This window comes from Metapseudomonas otitidis (assembly GCF_900111835.1).
Lineage (GTDB): Bacteria > Pseudomonadota > Gammaproteobacteria > Pseudomonadales > Pseudomonadaceae > Metapseudomonas > Metapseudomonas otitidis.
In genome coordinates, this window is the sequence record NZ_FOJP01000014.1 from 150,992 (window position 1) to 164,368 (window position 13,377).

Sequence of the window (13,377 nt, forward strand, 5' to 3'; positions counted from 1 at the left end):
CGTTCAACAGGCGGTCACTGGGACCGGGCGGTCTTGAAGGTGGTCCAGGCACGCATCCGCGCGCGCATGTCCCGCTGGGGGATGTCCTTGCCGGGAATCAGCCGCTCGTAGGTGGCCGCGTCGACGTAGATGTCCGGGTTGTTGCGCATGTCCTCGGCCACCAGGGGCCGCGCCGCCGCGCTGGAGGTCGGGTAGCCGGTGGCGTTGCTGATGGCCGCCATGCGCTCGGGACGCATGAGGAAGTTGATCAGCGCGTAGGCGTACTCCGGGTGCACGGCGTCGGCGGGAATGGCCATGGTGTCCATCCACACCGTGGTGCCTTCGCGGGGCACCCGGTACTGGAAGCGCACGGCCTTGCCGGCTTCGTCGGCGCTGCGCTGGGCCTGGGTCATGTCGCCGCTGTAGCCGAGGGACAGGCAGATGTCACCGTTGACCAGCTGGGTGACCGGCTGCGACTGGAACTTGCGGATGTAGGGCTTGATGCCCTTGAGCAGCGCCACGGCCTCGGCCAGGTCCTCCGGCCGGGCGCTGCGCGGGTCATGCCCCAGGTAGTTGAGCACCACCGCCAGCACCTCGTCGGGGGAGTCGATGAGGGAGATGCCGCAATCGGCGAAGCGCGCGGCCAGCTCGGGCTTGAACAGCATGTCCAGGCTGTTGACCGGTGCACCGGGCAGGCGCGCGTCGATCTGCGCCTGGTTGTAGGTGAGGCCGATGGTGCCCCAGGTGTAGGGCACGGTGGCGTGGCGCGAGTATGGGTAGCGGGTCTGCAACGTCTTCAGGCCGGGCTCGATCTCGTCCAGGTGCTCCAGCCTGGCCGGGTCCAGCGGCTGCAGCGCACCGGCACGCATCAGCCGCTCGGCCACGGTGTCGCCGGGGAAGATCAGGTCGTAGCCGCTGTGGCCGGACATCATCTTGGCTTCCAGCGTCTCGCTGCTGTCCATCACGTCGTAGATGACGCGGATGCCGGTCTCGCGGGTGAAGGCCTCCAGGGTGTCGGGGGCGAAGTAGTCCGCCCAGTTGTAGAGGCGCAGCAGCTTCTCCTCGGCGTGCGCGCTGCCCAGGCCGAGCCCGATGGCCAGGACCAGCAGGGATCTGCCCATGTTCATCGGCCGGCCTCCGTGGGGTGCCAGTGGCAGTGGGTGTGACGCCCGTCCAGGCCCAGCAGCGGACGGTACATCTCCGGCCGGCGGTCGCGGTAGACGCCCCAGGTGAGGCGCTCCTCGGCCATGGCCGGGAGGTCCAGCGCCTGCACCCACACGCCTTCGGATTCACGGTCCGCCTCGGCCAGCAGGCGGCCCTTGTGGTCGGTGATGAAGGACGAGCCGTAGAACCGCATGCGCAGGTCGGCGTCGCTGCCGGCCACTTCCTCGCCGACGCGGTTGGCGGCGATCACCGGGAGGATGTTGGCGGCCGCGTGGCCACGCTGGGTCAGCTGCCAGTGGTCGCGGGAGTCCAGCCCGGCCGCCTCCGGCTCGGAGCCGATGGCCGTGGGGAACAGCAGCACCTCGGCGCCCATCAGCGCCAGGCAGCGCGCGGTCTCGGGGAACCACTGGTCCCAGCAGATGCCGGTGCCGATGCGCCCATGGGCGGTATCCCAGACGCGGAAGCCGGTGTCGCCGGGGCTGAAGTACTCCTTCTCCTGGTAGCCGATGGCGTTGGGGATATGGGTCTTGCGGTAGACGCCCAGCAGGCGGCCGTCGGCATCGGCCACGCTGAGGGCGTTGAAGTAGGCGTTGCCGGCCCGCTCGAACCAGCTCAGCGGCAGCACCACGCCCAGCTCCCGGGCAAGATCGGCGAAGCGCGCGAGGATCGGGCTGCGTCCGTATTCCTGGGCCAGGGCCAGGTGGCGGTGGTCCTGCTCGATGCAGAAGTACGGGGTGGCGAACAGCTCCTGCAGCAGGATCAGCCGGGCACCCTGGGCGGCCGCTTCGCGCACCAGCGCTTCGGCCCGGTCCAGGTTGCGCGCCAGGTCCCAGCTGCAGGCGAACTGGGTGGTGGCGACGGTGAGAAGGCTCATCGGCTCAACCCTCCAGCGGCCAGGCCGGCTGCTGCTGGGTGATGCAGTGCACCCCGCCGCCGCCATGGGCCAGGTGGTTGATGCGCACCGGCACCACTTCGCGGCCGGGGAACGCCAGGCGCAGCGTGGCAGCCGCTTCGTCGTCCGCAGCAATGCCGTAGGCCGGCATGATGATGGCGCCGTTGGCGATGTAGAAGTTGGTGTAGGAGGCGCAGAACACCTCGGCCTCGGTGTCCACCGCGTCGGTGGCCTCGAAAAGCTCCAGCATCTCGAAACGACGGCCCCGGGCATCGGTGGCCAGCTCCAGTGCACGGCGGTTCTCCCGCACCACGTCGGCGTACACCGAGCCGCTGTCGCGGGTGGCGTCCACCAGCAGCGCGCCGGGCCTGGCGAAGGCACAGACGCCGTCCACGTGGCCGTCGGTCATGTCGCCGGTGACGTGGTCCGGGTCGCCCGGCAGCCAGATGGTCTTGCGCACCCCCAGCAGGCGGGCGAACAGCGCCTCCATCTCGGCCTTGCTCACGCCGGGGTTGCGGTTGGCGTTGAGCAGCACCGACTCGGTGGTGATCAGCGTGCCCTGCCCGTCCACATGGATCGCACCGCCTTCGTTCACCAGCGGCGCATGGAGGCAGTACAGGCCCAGGTCCGCCAGGATGCGCGCCCCCAGGGTGGCGTCCAGGCCGTGGGCCGACTTGCCGCCCCAGGCATTGAAGCGCCAGCTGACGCCGGCGGCGCCCAGGCGCGGGTGCAGCACGAAGCTCGGGCCGGAATCGCGGCACCAGCTGTCGTCGATGGCCATCACCACCAGCTCCACATTCGGCCCGCACAAGGCCCGCGCCCGCTCCACGGCGGACGGGTCCACCACCAGCTTCACCGGTTCGAAGCGGGCAATGGCGTTGGCCACCCGGGCGAAGTCGCCCTGGACGTCCGCCAGGGTCACGCCCCAGCCGTGCTCCCAGAGCGCCTGGTTGTGGGGAAACGCCATCCAGGTGGCGGCGTGGGGCGCCCATTCCGCCGGCATGAACCAGCCGTCACGTGCATCGTCGATTTGCATACAAAGTGCCTTCAGTTAAAGATTTGTTATCACTGAAAACCGTGGCCGCGGTGATGGGCTGCATGCTAGGCCCGATGATTCGGGCCAACAAACGATGCTTTTTCCGTATTTCTGATTAGACAGGCTTATCAATCATGCTCAAGCACTGGCCTCCCCTGAACGCCCTGCGGGGTTTCGAAGCCGCCGCACGGCTGGGCAGCTTCCACAAGGCGGCGGATGAGTTGCACCTGACCCAGTCGGCCATCAGCCAGCAGATCCGCAGCCTGGAAAGCTACCTGGAGCAGCCGCTGTTCTTCCGCAACGGGCGCAGCGTGGCCCTCACCGACGCCGGCCTGGACCTGCTCAGCACCACCCAGTCGATGCTTCAGCAACTGGCCGTGGGCATCCGCCGACTGGACCAGTACCGCAAGCCCAACCAGCTGGTGGTGAACACCACGCCGGCCTTCGCCCGCCATTGGCTGGTACCGAACCTGGCGGACTTCCACCGGCACCACCCCGAGGTGGACCTCTGGCTGCTGACCACCGACGAAACCCCGAACATGGCCACCCAGACCATCGACATCGCCGTGCGCGACGACCTCAGCGCCCAGGCCGAGTGCAGCTTCCGCGTACTGCTGGAAGACCGCTTGCAGCCGGCCTGCCACCCGGAGCTGCTGGCCACGCCCAGTGCAGCACGCACCACCCTGCACGGCGAACGGGAAATGGATTGGAGTCACTGGCAGGTACAAGGCGGTGAGGATGTGGGGCAACAGAGCCAGGGCCTGAACTTCTCCGACCCTGGCCTGCTGCTGGACGCGGCCAGCCAGGGCCTGGGCATTGCCCTGGTGAGCCGGCTGCTGTCGGCCCGGGTGCGCGAACAGGGCCTGCTGGTGGCGCTGTCGGCGCGTGAGGTCCGCGGCCCGAACTGGAGCTGGCTGGTGCACCGCGACAGCGAGGGCGATGCCCTCACCCGCAGCTTCTGCGACTGGCTGCTGGCGCGCCTGGAGGCAGCGGCCGGCGTCGCGGATTGAGGTATCGAGCAGCCTGCCGGCCCCGCTGGGAAACCGGCAGGCATACAGCCTTACGGCGCGGCCTTGGCCGTCTGGAACTGCAGGGCGTCGCGGGTGAGCTGGTCGACCACCGGGGCCAGATCGGCGGCGGTGACCTTCTGCCGGTCGTTGCTCAGGGTCTTGCCGAAGCCCTTGCGCACCACCCGCAGCACCGACTTGCCGGTGGTGTTCTCCACCAGCTCACCTTCCAGGTAAAGCTCGGTGTTCTGGTCGCGCTCGCCGGTGGCGGCCATGGCGCCGCCCAGCACCAGGGCGATCGGCAGCACCTCGTAGGGTCGCAGGCCCTGGTTCGCGGCGGCGACGCCGGTGATGGCGCCACGGAACACCAGAGTGCGCGGGCCAGCCTGCTCGGGGCGGACCAGGCGCAGGCGCTGCCCCAGGACGGCGGCCATCTGCTGGTTGGCACGGGCCAGCACGGCATCCAGGGTGGCCTGGTCGATGCGGGCATCGGGCTTGGGTTGCGGGTAGAAGCCCAGCGGTTGCAGCACCAGGCTGTCGTAGCGGGACAGGTCGAAGCCGGGGTCCACCCAGCGCATCACCGGCACACCGGAGGCGGAGCGGGTCGGTTCAAGGCCTTCGTAGCTGGAGAGGAAGCCGGAATACTGGTCCTGGCTCACGGTCTTGCTGGTGCAGCCACCGAGGGCGACACCCACGGCGAGGACAACGGGGAGCAGCGTGCGGATCGGGTTCATGCGGGTGTTCCTCCAGGGGTGAAATCATCGTTCTCGGGGCGTACGGATGCCGGCACCCTTGCCATGGCCGGGCCCCAAATCGTTGAAACCTGCGTCAAGAACAGCCGGGAACCGGCTACAGCTCCCGGAAAATCGAATCCGCTGCGGGCTCGGGCTCACCGAAGTCGATCCCACTGGCCTGTTCGGCCAGCTGCGGCTCCAACCCCAGCGCCAGGAGAATGCTTCTGGCCAGCGCCCGGATGTAGGCCTCGTCGATCTCCCGCTGCAGCAACGTGCCAAAGGTGCAGAGCACCGGACCGAGCACCAGGTCGATCGCCAGCGACGTCTCCTGCACCGTGAACAACCCCTGCTCGCGACCGCTGAGCACTTCGCGCCCGATCACCGCCATGGCACTGCCACCGGCGAACACCGCCTGGGCACCACCCTTGGCGAGGAACGCGGCAATGACCGGGTAGCGCCGCGCCAGCTTCACGCACAAGGTCACGCCACAGGCCACGCGCACAGCCGGGTTGTCGTGGCGGAGCACGATCGGGTCGACCGAGCCGATGATCTCCACGCTCACCTCTGCCGCCACCGCCAGGAACAGCTCCCGCTCCGAGCGGAAGTGGTTGTAGAAAGTGCCTCTCGACAGCTCCGCCTGGCGGATCACCAGGTCGATGATCGGCTCGTCGATGCCCCGCTCCGCCAGCAGGCGGAACGCCGTGATGACCAACTTGCGACGGGTACGCTGGCGGCGCTCGGCGCCCACCTTGGTGCGGTGATCAGGCACGTGCCACCTGATGCATCAAAGCCTCCTAGAAGTGATAGGACATCCCGAGGTAGGGGCCCTCGTTCTCCATGTCGTAGACGAAATCGCCCTTGTCGTAGTCGACCTTCATGTAGCGGAACCCCATTTCCGCCTCGAACTGGTCGCTCAGCATCCAGGACAGCCCCAGCGATGCCTGGGTGGTGAGGTCCGACCCGAGCCCGAACCCGCCGACATCGCCACTGGCCACCACCGCCACCTCGCGGGTGAGCGGAACGCGCCCGCGCAGACCGATGAAGGGCTCGACCCAGTCGACGCTCTGGGTGTGGTCCAGCTCGGCCGTGGCACCGAAGACCGAGGCATCCAGGTCGAGGGACGCCTTGATGCGGTTGTAGCGAATGCCGACGAAGCCGTCCGAAACGACTGGCGAGTCTAGCCATCTGTAGGCCAGCGCACTAGAGAGCATCAGCTGGCTGGTGGTCATGTCGGCATCCACCCTGGCGCGCCCGCCGGGTGAGGCGACGCCTACCGAGTCGGAGGTCTTCATGTACAGGCTGTCGACGAGGATGCCCCAGCGCCCCTTCTGGAACTCCATGGCCCCCATGAAGCCGGCATCCAGGGTGTTGAGGATGTCGTAGAAGCTCATGTCCACCTGGGCCTCGGGCAGGTCGCGGATCCGGGTGCTGCCGTGCATGCGGGTGGCCCAGAGATAGGGGTTGATCTTCACCGCCCAGGCATCGGGATCGGCGCGGTCGGCCGCCTGGGTGGGAACGCTGGTGATCGCGCCACCCAGCAGCAGGGTGGCGAGGGCGAAAACATGGCGTGCGTCCATCTGCAGGCTCCTGGCGGTCAGAGGTCGATGCTGGAGATGGCCCAGTCGATGCCCTTGAAATCGGGCATCTCGCGGCCGTCGTCGGCGCCGAATTCGGCCGCCATCACGGTGTTGAGCTTGGCGTTGAGCGACATCAGCAGTGCGCTGTCCGCCGAGGCGGCGAGGTTGGTCTTCTCCAGCGGGTCGGCCGCGAGGTCGAACAGCTCCAGCTCGTTCCAGCGCCGCAAGGCCTCCAGGGTGGTGGGCGTGTTGCGCTCCACCGGCGCGAAGTAGCGGGTGAACTTGTGGCGCCCGTCGAACACCGTGCGCAGGCTGCCGCGCTTCTTCATGTCGGGGCGGTAGCCGGCCTCCTGCATCGCCACGTTGGGCGGCACGCCCCGTGTGCGCCCCTCGGAGACGATGCGGATCAGCTCGCTGTCGTTGGTGGCGATGCCGCTGTAGGTGAAGAGGATCTGTTCGCGCACGGTGTGCAGCCCGCTCGCCTGGACGTTGTTCAGCGCGCGGGAAATGTCGCGCCCCGGCAGGTCGCGACCGGCGACGTCGGCCACCTTGCCCGCCTCGACCCCACACAGTGAGAGCACCGAAGGCACCAGGTCGAGGTGGCTGGTCAGCGACAGGCAGCGCTGCCCGCCCCGCACATCCGGGTGGCGGACGATCATCGGGACGTGGACGGACTCCTCGTAGGCGAACGGGCCCTTTCCACGCAGGCCGTGGGCGCCGCCCATTTCGCCGTGGTCGGAGGTGAAGATGACGAGGGTGTTCTGGTCCAGGCCCAACTGGTCCAGCTCGTCGAGCAGGCGGTTGAGCTGGCTGTCCACCGACACCAGGGAGTTGTAGTAGAAGTCGTTGAAGCGCCGCCAGCGGGCGTCCTCGTTGGGGATGTGGCCCAGGGTGTAGCCCCAGGCGCGGTCGAACTCGCCATGGGCCTTGGGCCGGCCGGCCTCGGTCAGGCTCTGGTAGCGGGTGGCGGCCAGCGGCAGGGACCAGCGCTTCTCGTATGCCGGGTGCTTCGGGGCGCGGGCCGCCGGCATCAACAGCTTGCCGTTGTCCTGCACCTGCTCGGCGCCGTGGTCGGTGTTGAAGTACATGATGTCGTGGGGGTTCACCAGGCTGACGAACAGCGACCAGGGCTTGCCCTCGTCGGCCAGCGCCTTGCCGGTGCCACGCAGCCAGGAGATGGCGCTGCCGGCGATCATGTGGTCGTTCTGGTAGCCGCCCAGGGTGTGAGTGAGCACGTCGCCGGGCCAGGCGTAGTCGGAGAAGCCGTAGGCATCCATCTCGGGGGTGAACAGGCGCTCCGGGGTCTCCGGGTCGAAGGCGGAATTGAGGTGCCACTTGCCTTTGTAGGCCGTGTAGTAGCCGTGCTTGCGCAGCATGTGGCCGATGGTCGGGATGTCGGTGGAGAGCGACTTCACGTAGGGCATGTCGACGTTCTCGAACATGCCGTTGTCGGCGGTCTGCAGGCCGGTCATCAGCACCGCGCGCGAGCTGGTGCACATCACCGCCGAGCTGTAGTGGTTGTGGAAGGTGGTGCCGCTGTCCATCAGGCGCTGATGGCCGCTGAGGGCCAGGTCTTCATGCAGCGTGCGGGAGAAGCGCTCCTGGTCGGTGAAGATGAACAGCACGTTCGGGCTACCGGCACGCTTGCCCAGCGCTGCCGCCTTCGCGCCAGGCGCTGGGGTGCTGGCGGCCTGTGCCGCGTTGGGCAGCACCGAGGCTGCCAGGGTCACCCCCGCCATGCCCAGGAACAGCCGCCGGGAAACACCACCCTCCTCCTGCTCCTCGTCTTGCTTGTCGATCGCCACGATTCTTCTCCTAGCCAACCGGTTAATGTCCGACGTCGATTTACGCGCCGAACTGTACGAATTGTCATTTTGGAGTTTTAGTTCACTTCAAGAATCGAGCAATCCCTCCTGGCCCTCGTCATACGGTTGTTTGACGCTTTTCCAAGGCATCGGAAAGCAGGTGCCAAGTCCGCGTTCTGATTGAAAAAAAGTGTAGGAAGCCCTCTGCCAACTGGTAGCACCTTGATGGCGAAAGACCCGACAATCGGTAGAAAATAGGAGATGAACGGTAGGAACTTTCTCAACGCGCAGCAGGCGAGCCATTGCTCGCCGGGGCATGCACACGTTGCCGATGATCGCCCGCCTGAAGCGAAGCCCCAGCCCGAAGGCCAGGGCGCGCGGTCAAGCGAGGGCCAGGCGCAACCGGTAGTGCGCCTCGGGGAACAGGCGGCGGAAGAAGAAGCGCGCGGTGGCTTCCCGCGCTGTCCCGAGGCTGCGCTCGCGGCTGACCCGTGCGGCACGCAGCCAGGCATGGCCCAGCAGCAGCAAGGCGGTCACCTGCAGCAGGTCGGTGGCGGCCTCGTAGGGGCGTTGCGGCTCGCTCGCCTGGACCTCGCGCAACGTGGCCAGCGCGGCCTGCCAGTCGGCCATCAGCTGTGCCACCGCCATCCCTTCATCGTGCAGGGCGGTGCCTTCGGCCCGCTGGCACTCTGCGTCGATACAGGTCACCAGCGCGGCCAGGCCTGGCGCATCGTCCGGCAGCAGCTTGCGCAGCAGCAGGTCGTTGGCCTGGATCTCGTTGGTGCCCTCGTAGATCAGCGCGATGCGACTGTCCCGCAGGGTCTGCTCGATGGGGTATTCGGTGCAGTAGCCGTAGCCGCCGAACACCTGCAGCGCCTGGCTGGCGAGCTGGAAGCCCTGCTCGGTGAACCAGGCCTTGACCACCGGCGTCAGCAGGGATGCCAGGGCGTGGGCCTCCGCTCGGCGGGAGGCCTCCGGCGCCTGCTCGGCGATGTCCAGCAGGTGTGCCGCCCAGTAGCCCAGCATGCGCATGCCCTGGCTGTGCGCCTCCAGGGTCCGGAGGATGCGCTGCATGGCCGGGTGTGCGGCAATGGGATCGGCCTCGCCGCTGGCTCCGGGCGGGCGCGGCACCGCGCGCATCTGCCGGCGTTCGGCGGCATAGGCGCCGGCCTGCTGGCGGGCGAACTCGGCATGCCCGAGCCCCTGCAAGCCCACGTGCAGCCGCGCGCCATTCATCATCACGAACATCGCCGCCAGCCCCTGGTTCGGCTCGCCCAGCAACCACCCCTTGGCACCGTCGAAACGCAGGCTGCAGGTGGCGCTGCCACGGATGCCGAGCTTGTGTTCGAGGCCATCGCAGCACACGCCATTGGCCTGCCCGTCCAGCTCCCGGGGCACCAGGAACAGCGAGATGCCACGGGTGCCGGCGGGCGCATCGGGCAGGCGCGCCAGCACCAGGTGGAGGATGGCGTCGCCCAGGTCGTGATCGCCCCCGGAAATGAACAGCTTGCTGCCATGCAGGCGGTAGCTGCCCGCCTCCGCCGGTTCGGCACGGCAATGCAGCAGCCCCACGTCGCTGCCGGCCTGGGGCTCGGTGAGGCACATGGTGGGCACGCAACGGCCGCTCACCAGGGCCGGCAGCCAGGCAGCCTGGAGTTCCGCGCTGGCGAAGCGCCGCAGCACTTCGTAGGCGCCGTGGGCGATGCCCGGGTACATCGCCCAGGCATGGTTGGTGGCGTAGAGCATCTCCAGCAGGCCGACATTGAGCAGCTGCGGCAGGCCCTGCCCGCCCCATTCCGGGTCGCAGGCGAGCGATGGCCAGCCGCCCTCGACGAAGGCGCGGTAGGCGTCGGCGAAGCCGTCCGGGGTGAGCACCCGGCCGTTCTCCAGCCGGCATCCCTGACGATCGCCGGGGGTGTTCAGCGGTGCCAGGCGGTCCTCGGCGAAGCGCGCGGCCTGCTCCAGCACCTGGGCGGCCAGGGCATGGTCCAGCTCGGCGAAGGCCGGCAGCCGTGCCCAGTCCTGTTCGGCGTCCAGCCAGTGTTCGATGACGAATTGCATGTCATCCAGCGGGGCACGGTAGTGCGTCATGGGCGAATCCTTCAGCGAGGGGCGGGGTTTTCCAGCAGCAGGGCCATGCCCTGTCCGCCGCCGATGCAGGCGGCGGCGATGCCGTAGCGGGTACCGCGCACGGCCAGTTGGCGGGCGACGCTGTGGGCCAGGCGCAGGCCGGTGGCGGCCAGGGGGTGCCCCAGGGCGATGGCGCCGCCGTGGCGGTTGAGGCGCTCCGGGTCCAGCTCCAGCTCGCGCTGCACGGCCAGCACCTGGGCGCCCTGGGCTTCATTGATCTCCAGGCTGTCGATGGCGTCCAGCGTCAGGCCGGCCCCCTCCAGCAGCAGGCGGATGGCCGGCGCCGGGCCGATGCCCATGATCTCCGGCGGCACCCCGACCACGGCGCTGGCCCGCAGCAACGCCAATGGCGCCTTGGCACCCCGGGCGTCGCCCACCAGCATGGCGGCGGCACCGTCCACCAGGGCACAGCTGTTGCCGGCGGTCTGTACCGATCCGGGGCTGACCGGAGAAAGGGCCGCGAGGGCGTCCAGGCTGGTCTCGCGGGGGTGGCTGTCGTGACTGAGCCGGGTGACCTTGCGCGGCAGGTCCAGAGCACGGGGTTGATAGCCCGGCAGCTCGAAACGGGCACGCTCGACGGGGGCTATCTCGGCGTCGAACCAGCCGCTTGCCTGGGCCGCCAGGGCCTTGCGGAAGCTGCCGAGGGCGAAGGCGTCCACCTCTTCGCGGCGCAGGCCGTAGCGTTGGGCGAGGTTCTGCGCGGTGTCGATCATGGTCTGGCCGATGGCCGGGTCCAGCAGCGCTTCCCAGAGGAAATCCCTGAAGCCCACCGGTGCGCCGAGGCGGAAGCCGCCCCGGTGCTCGTAGCTGGCAATCGGGTTGCGCGACATGGACTCGGTGGCCACGCACAGCGCCAGGCGTGCGCTGTCGCGCTCCAGCTGGTTGCCGGCCTGGCGCAGCAGCTCCAGGCCGGTCCCGCAGATCCGCTGCACCGCCAAGGCCGGCACCTCCAACGGCACGCCGGCATAGAGCCCGATGTGCCGGGGCAGCATGTAGGCGTCGAAGCTGGCCTGGGCCATGCTGCCGGCCAGCACGCTGTCCACCTGCCCGCCCGCCACGCCGGCCCGCGCCAACACGGCACGGGCGACGTGGATGCCGAGGTCGATGGGCGAAACCTGGGCCAGCGGGCCGCAGTAGTCGACCCAGGGCGTGCGGGCGCCGGCCAGCAGCGCCACTTCGCGGAACAGCTCGAACTGGCCTTTCATGCGCCCGCCTCCGCCAGCACGCAGTGGCGCGCGGGATCGTCGTAGAGCCGGTCGATCAGCTCGGCGCGGCGGCCGAGCACGGCCCGCTGGTTGAGCGAGCCCTTGTCGGTGATCTCCCCGGCATCCAGGCTCGGCGGCTCCACCATCGGGCAGGCCCAGGCGATGTGCGACGCCAGGCCGGTGGCCTCGCGGTTGAGGGTGGCCAGCAAGCCGGCCAGCCAGGTTTTCAGCGCGGGCGCGGCCAGCACCGCCTCGACGCTGGCCTCGGGCCCGAGCCCGGCCAGTTCGCGGCAGGCCGGCAGGTTGGGGAACACCAGCAGGCCGATGCGCTGGCGGTCCGGCCCGGTGACCACCACGTCCTGCACGTAGGGCGCGCCCTGTAGGATGACGCGGGTGCGTAGCGGCCCGACGCTGACGAAAACGCCGGTACTGAGCTTGAAGTCCTCGGCGATGCGGCCATCGAACATCAGCCCCCACTCCGGTCGCTCGGCGTCGGCGAAGCGCAGGGCATCGCCGGAGCGGTAGAAGCCTTCCTCGTCGAAGGCCTCTTGGTTCAGTTCGTCCTGGCGCCAGTAGCCGGGCATCACGTGGGGGCCACGGAAGCGTGCCTCCAGCTTGCCGTCCACCGGCGCCAGCTTCACTTCGCAGCCCGGCGCCGGCAGGCCGACGTAGCCGGCCAGGGACAGCGGCCCGGTGGTGAAGGTGCAGGACGGGGCGGTCTCGGTCATGCCCAGGCCGGCCATCATGCGGATGCGCTCGCCGCAGTGCTGCTCGGCGATGCGGTCCAGGCGGTTCCACACCGGCTGGCTGAGGCCGGCGCCAGCGAAGAAGAACAGCGTGATGCGGGCGAAGAAGCGTTCGCGCAGCTCGGCGTCCCGCTCCAGGGCCTCCACCAGCTCTTCCCAGCCCTTGGGCACGGTGAGGTAGGCGGTGGGGGAGATTTCCCGCAGGTTGCGCAGGGTCTCGCCGAACAGCTGGGGCGTCGGGCGGCCGTCGTCCAGGTACAGGCTGCCGCCGTTGTAGAGGACGATGCCGACGTTGTGGCTGCCGCCGAAGGTGTGGTTCCACGGCAGCCAGTCCACCAGCACCGGCGGTGCCTCGCCGAACACCGGGAAGGTCTGCTGCAGCATCTGCTGGTTGGCGCAGAGCATGCGCTGGGTGGTGACCACGGCCTTGGGCAGCTTGGTGGAGCCGCTGGTGAAGAGGAACTTGGCGATGGTGTCGGGCCCGGTGCGGGCGAAGGCGGCGTCGGCAGCCGCCGGGTCGCGGGGGGCCAGCAACGCATCGAAGCGCTGCTGCGGGCGCCCCGCCACGTCGCCCTGCACCAGCAGCAGGGGCACCTCGGTCGGTACTACCGCCTCGATGGCGCGGGCGAAGGCGTCGCCGTCCGCCGCCATCACCAGGCCGGGCTGCAGCAGGTCGACGATGTGCTGCAGCTTGGCGAAATCACGGGCCACCAGCGAATAGGCCGGCGACACCGGGCAGTACGGCACGCCGATGTAATAGGCCGCCAAGGCCAGCTGCAGGTGCTCCAGGTCGTTGCCGGAGAGGATCACCAGCGGCCGCGCCGGGCTCAGCCCGTAGTCCAGCAGGTGCGCGGCGATGCGGCGGATGCGCCCGAGCATGTCGCGGTAGCTGATGGCCTGCCAGGCGCCCTGGGCGTCGCGGCGGGCCACGAAGGTCTGCTCGCCACGCACTTCGGCCCAGTGCAGCAGGCGGTCCAGCAGGCGCCCGGGAAGCGGCTGCAGTACTTCACGGGGGTTGAGGTAGAGGTTGCCGGCGCGCGCCTCGATGCGCACGTCGGGCATGCCCAGGGACACCGGCCGGTAGCGGGCGGCGGGCTGGACG

Annotated in this window: 11 protein-coding genes; 1 reads left to right on the plus strand and 10 read right to left on the minus strand. The window is 69.1% G+C overall.

The annotated features are described in order from the left end of the window. Nucleotides 1–14: 14 nt before the first annotated feature. The 3 genes from BM198_RS19210 to BM198_RS19220 are packed head-to-tail and all read right to left on the minus strand — an operon-like array spanning nucleotide 15 to nucleotide 3,071. Nucleotides 15–1,106, minus strand: coding sequence for an extracellular solute-binding protein (locus tag BM198_RS19210; RefSeq protein WP_074971756.1), 1,092 nt, complete (start codon nucleotides 1,104–1,106; stop codon nucleotides 15–17). Beyond that, nucleotides 1,103–2,017 carry an N-carbamoylputrescine amidase gene (gene aguB / locus BM198_RS19215; RefSeq protein WP_074971757.1) on the minus strand — a complete coding sequence of 305 codons (915 nt, stop codon included), beginning with the start codon at nucleotides 2,015–2,017 and terminating at the stop codon, nucleotides 1,103–1,105. Before aguB ends, BM198_RS19210 begins: the two co-directional genes overlap by 4 nt. 4 nt (nucleotides 2,018–2,021) lie before the next feature. Next, the gene (locus BM198_RS19220; protein WP_074971758.1) at nucleotides 2,022–3,071 is read right to left on the minus strand and encodes an agmatine deiminase family protein; all 1,050 of its coding nucleotides are present in this window, start codon (nucleotides 3,069–3,071) and stop codon (nucleotides 2,022–2,024) included. 134 nt (nucleotides 3,072–3,205) lie between these two features. Between BM198_RS19220 and BM198_RS19225 the strand changes: the two genes are divergently transcribed. Beyond that, nucleotides 3,206–4,081 carry a LysR substrate-binding domain-containing protein gene (locus BM198_RS19225; RefSeq protein ID WP_074971759.1) on the plus strand — a complete coding sequence of 292 codons (876 nt, stop codon included), beginning with the start codon at nucleotides 3,206–3,208 and terminating at the stop codon, nucleotides 4,079–4,081. A gap of 50 nt (nucleotides 4,082–4,131) precedes the next feature. On the opposite strand, the gene BM198_RS19230 is transcribed toward BM198_RS19225, so the two are convergent. The 7 genes from BM198_RS19230 to BM198_RS19260 all read right to left on the minus strand — a co-directional run bounded on the left by BM198_RS19230 (nucleotide 4,132) and on the right by BM198_RS19260 (nucleotide 13,337). Further along, complete coding sequence (locus tag BM198_RS19230) at nucleotides 4,132–4,812, minus strand: DUF3313 domain-containing protein (RefSeq protein WP_074971760.1); 681 nt, start codon at nucleotides 4,810–4,812, stop codon at nucleotides 4,132–4,134. Between the two features lie 115 nt (nucleotides 4,813–4,927). Continuing rightward, entirely contained in the window at nucleotides 4,928–5,581 is a 654-nt protein-coding gene (locus BM198_RS19235; protein ID WP_074971761.1) for a TetR/AcrR family transcriptional regulator, read from the minus strand. A gap of 25 nt (nucleotides 5,582–5,606) precedes the next feature. Next, nucleotides 5,607–6,389 (minus strand): porin family protein, encoded by a 783-nt coding sequence (locus tag BM198_RS19240; RefSeq protein ID WP_074971762.1) that lies wholly within the window; start codon nucleotides 6,387–6,389, stop codon nucleotides 5,607–5,609. 17 nt (nucleotides 6,390–6,406) lie between these two features. Continuing rightward, on the minus strand, nucleotides 6,407–8,194 hold the full coding sequence (locus BM198_RS19245) for a sulfatase family protein (protein WP_208610375.1): 1,788 nt from the start codon (nucleotides 8,192–8,194) through the stop codon (nucleotides 6,407–6,409). A 381-nt stretch (nucleotides 8,195–8,575) separates the two neighbouring features. Then, nucleotides 8,576–10,285, minus strand: coding sequence for an acyl-CoA dehydrogenase (locus BM198_RS19250; RefSeq protein WP_074971763.1), 1,710 nt, complete (start codon nucleotides 10,283–10,285; stop codon nucleotides 8,576–8,578). An 11-nt stretch (nucleotides 10,286–10,296) separates the two neighbouring features. Then, nucleotides 10,297–11,529: a thiolase family protein gene (locus tag BM198_RS19255; RefSeq protein WP_074971764.1), complete on the minus strand. Its 1,233-nt coding sequence runs from the start codon at nucleotides 11,527–11,529 to the stop codon at nucleotides 10,297–10,299. After that, the gene (locus tag BM198_RS19260; RefSeq protein ID WP_208610376.1) at nucleotides 11,526–13,337 is read right to left on the minus strand and encodes a feruloyl-CoA synthase; all 1,812 of its coding nucleotides are present in this window, start codon (nucleotides 13,335–13,337) and stop codon (nucleotides 11,526–11,528) included. Before BM198_RS19260 ends, BM198_RS19255 begins: the two co-directional genes overlap by 4 nt. Between the last annotated feature and the right edge of the window lie 40 nt (nucleotides 13,338–13,377).

What these genes read in the sequence shown, in the direction of transcription:
- BM198_RS19210 (WP_074971756.1), bottom strand. Translation starts at nt 1,106, where the DNA reads ATGAACATGGGCAGATCCCTGCTGGTCCTGGCCATCGGGCTCGGCCTG.
- aguB (WP_074971757.1), bottom strand. Translation starts at nt 2,017, where the DNA reads ATGAGCCTTCTCACCGTCGCCACCACCCAGTTCGCCTGCAGCTGGGAC.
- BM198_RS19220 (WP_074971758.1), bottom strand. Translation starts at nt 3,071, where the DNA reads ATGCAAATCGACGATGCACGTGACGGCTGGTTCATGCCGGCGGAATGG.
- BM198_RS19225 (WP_074971759.1), top strand. Translation starts at nt 3,206, where the DNA reads ATGCTCAAGCACTGGCCTCCCCTGAACGCCCTGCGGGGTTTCGAAGCC.
- BM198_RS19230 (WP_074971760.1), bottom strand. Translation starts at nt 4,812, where the DNA reads ATGAACCCGATCCGCACGCTGCTCCCCGTTGTCCTCGCCGTGGGTGTC.
- BM198_RS19240 (WP_074971762.1), bottom strand. Translation starts at nt 6,389, where the DNA reads ATGGACGCACGCCATGTTTTCGCCCTCGCCACCCTGCTGCTGGGTGGC.
- BM198_RS19250 (WP_074971763.1), bottom strand. Translation starts at nt 10,285, where the DNA reads ATGACGCACTACCGTGCCCCGCTGGATGACATGCAATTCGTCATCGAA.
- BM198_RS19255 (WP_074971764.1), bottom strand. Translation starts at nt 11,529, where the DNA reads ATGAAAGGCCAGTTCGAGCTGTTCCGCGAAGTGGCGCTGCTGGCCGGC.
- BM198_RS19260 (WP_208610376.1), bottom strand. Translation starts at nt 13,337, where the DNA reads ATGCCCGACGTGCGCATCGAGGCGCGCGCCGGCAACCTCTACCTCAAC.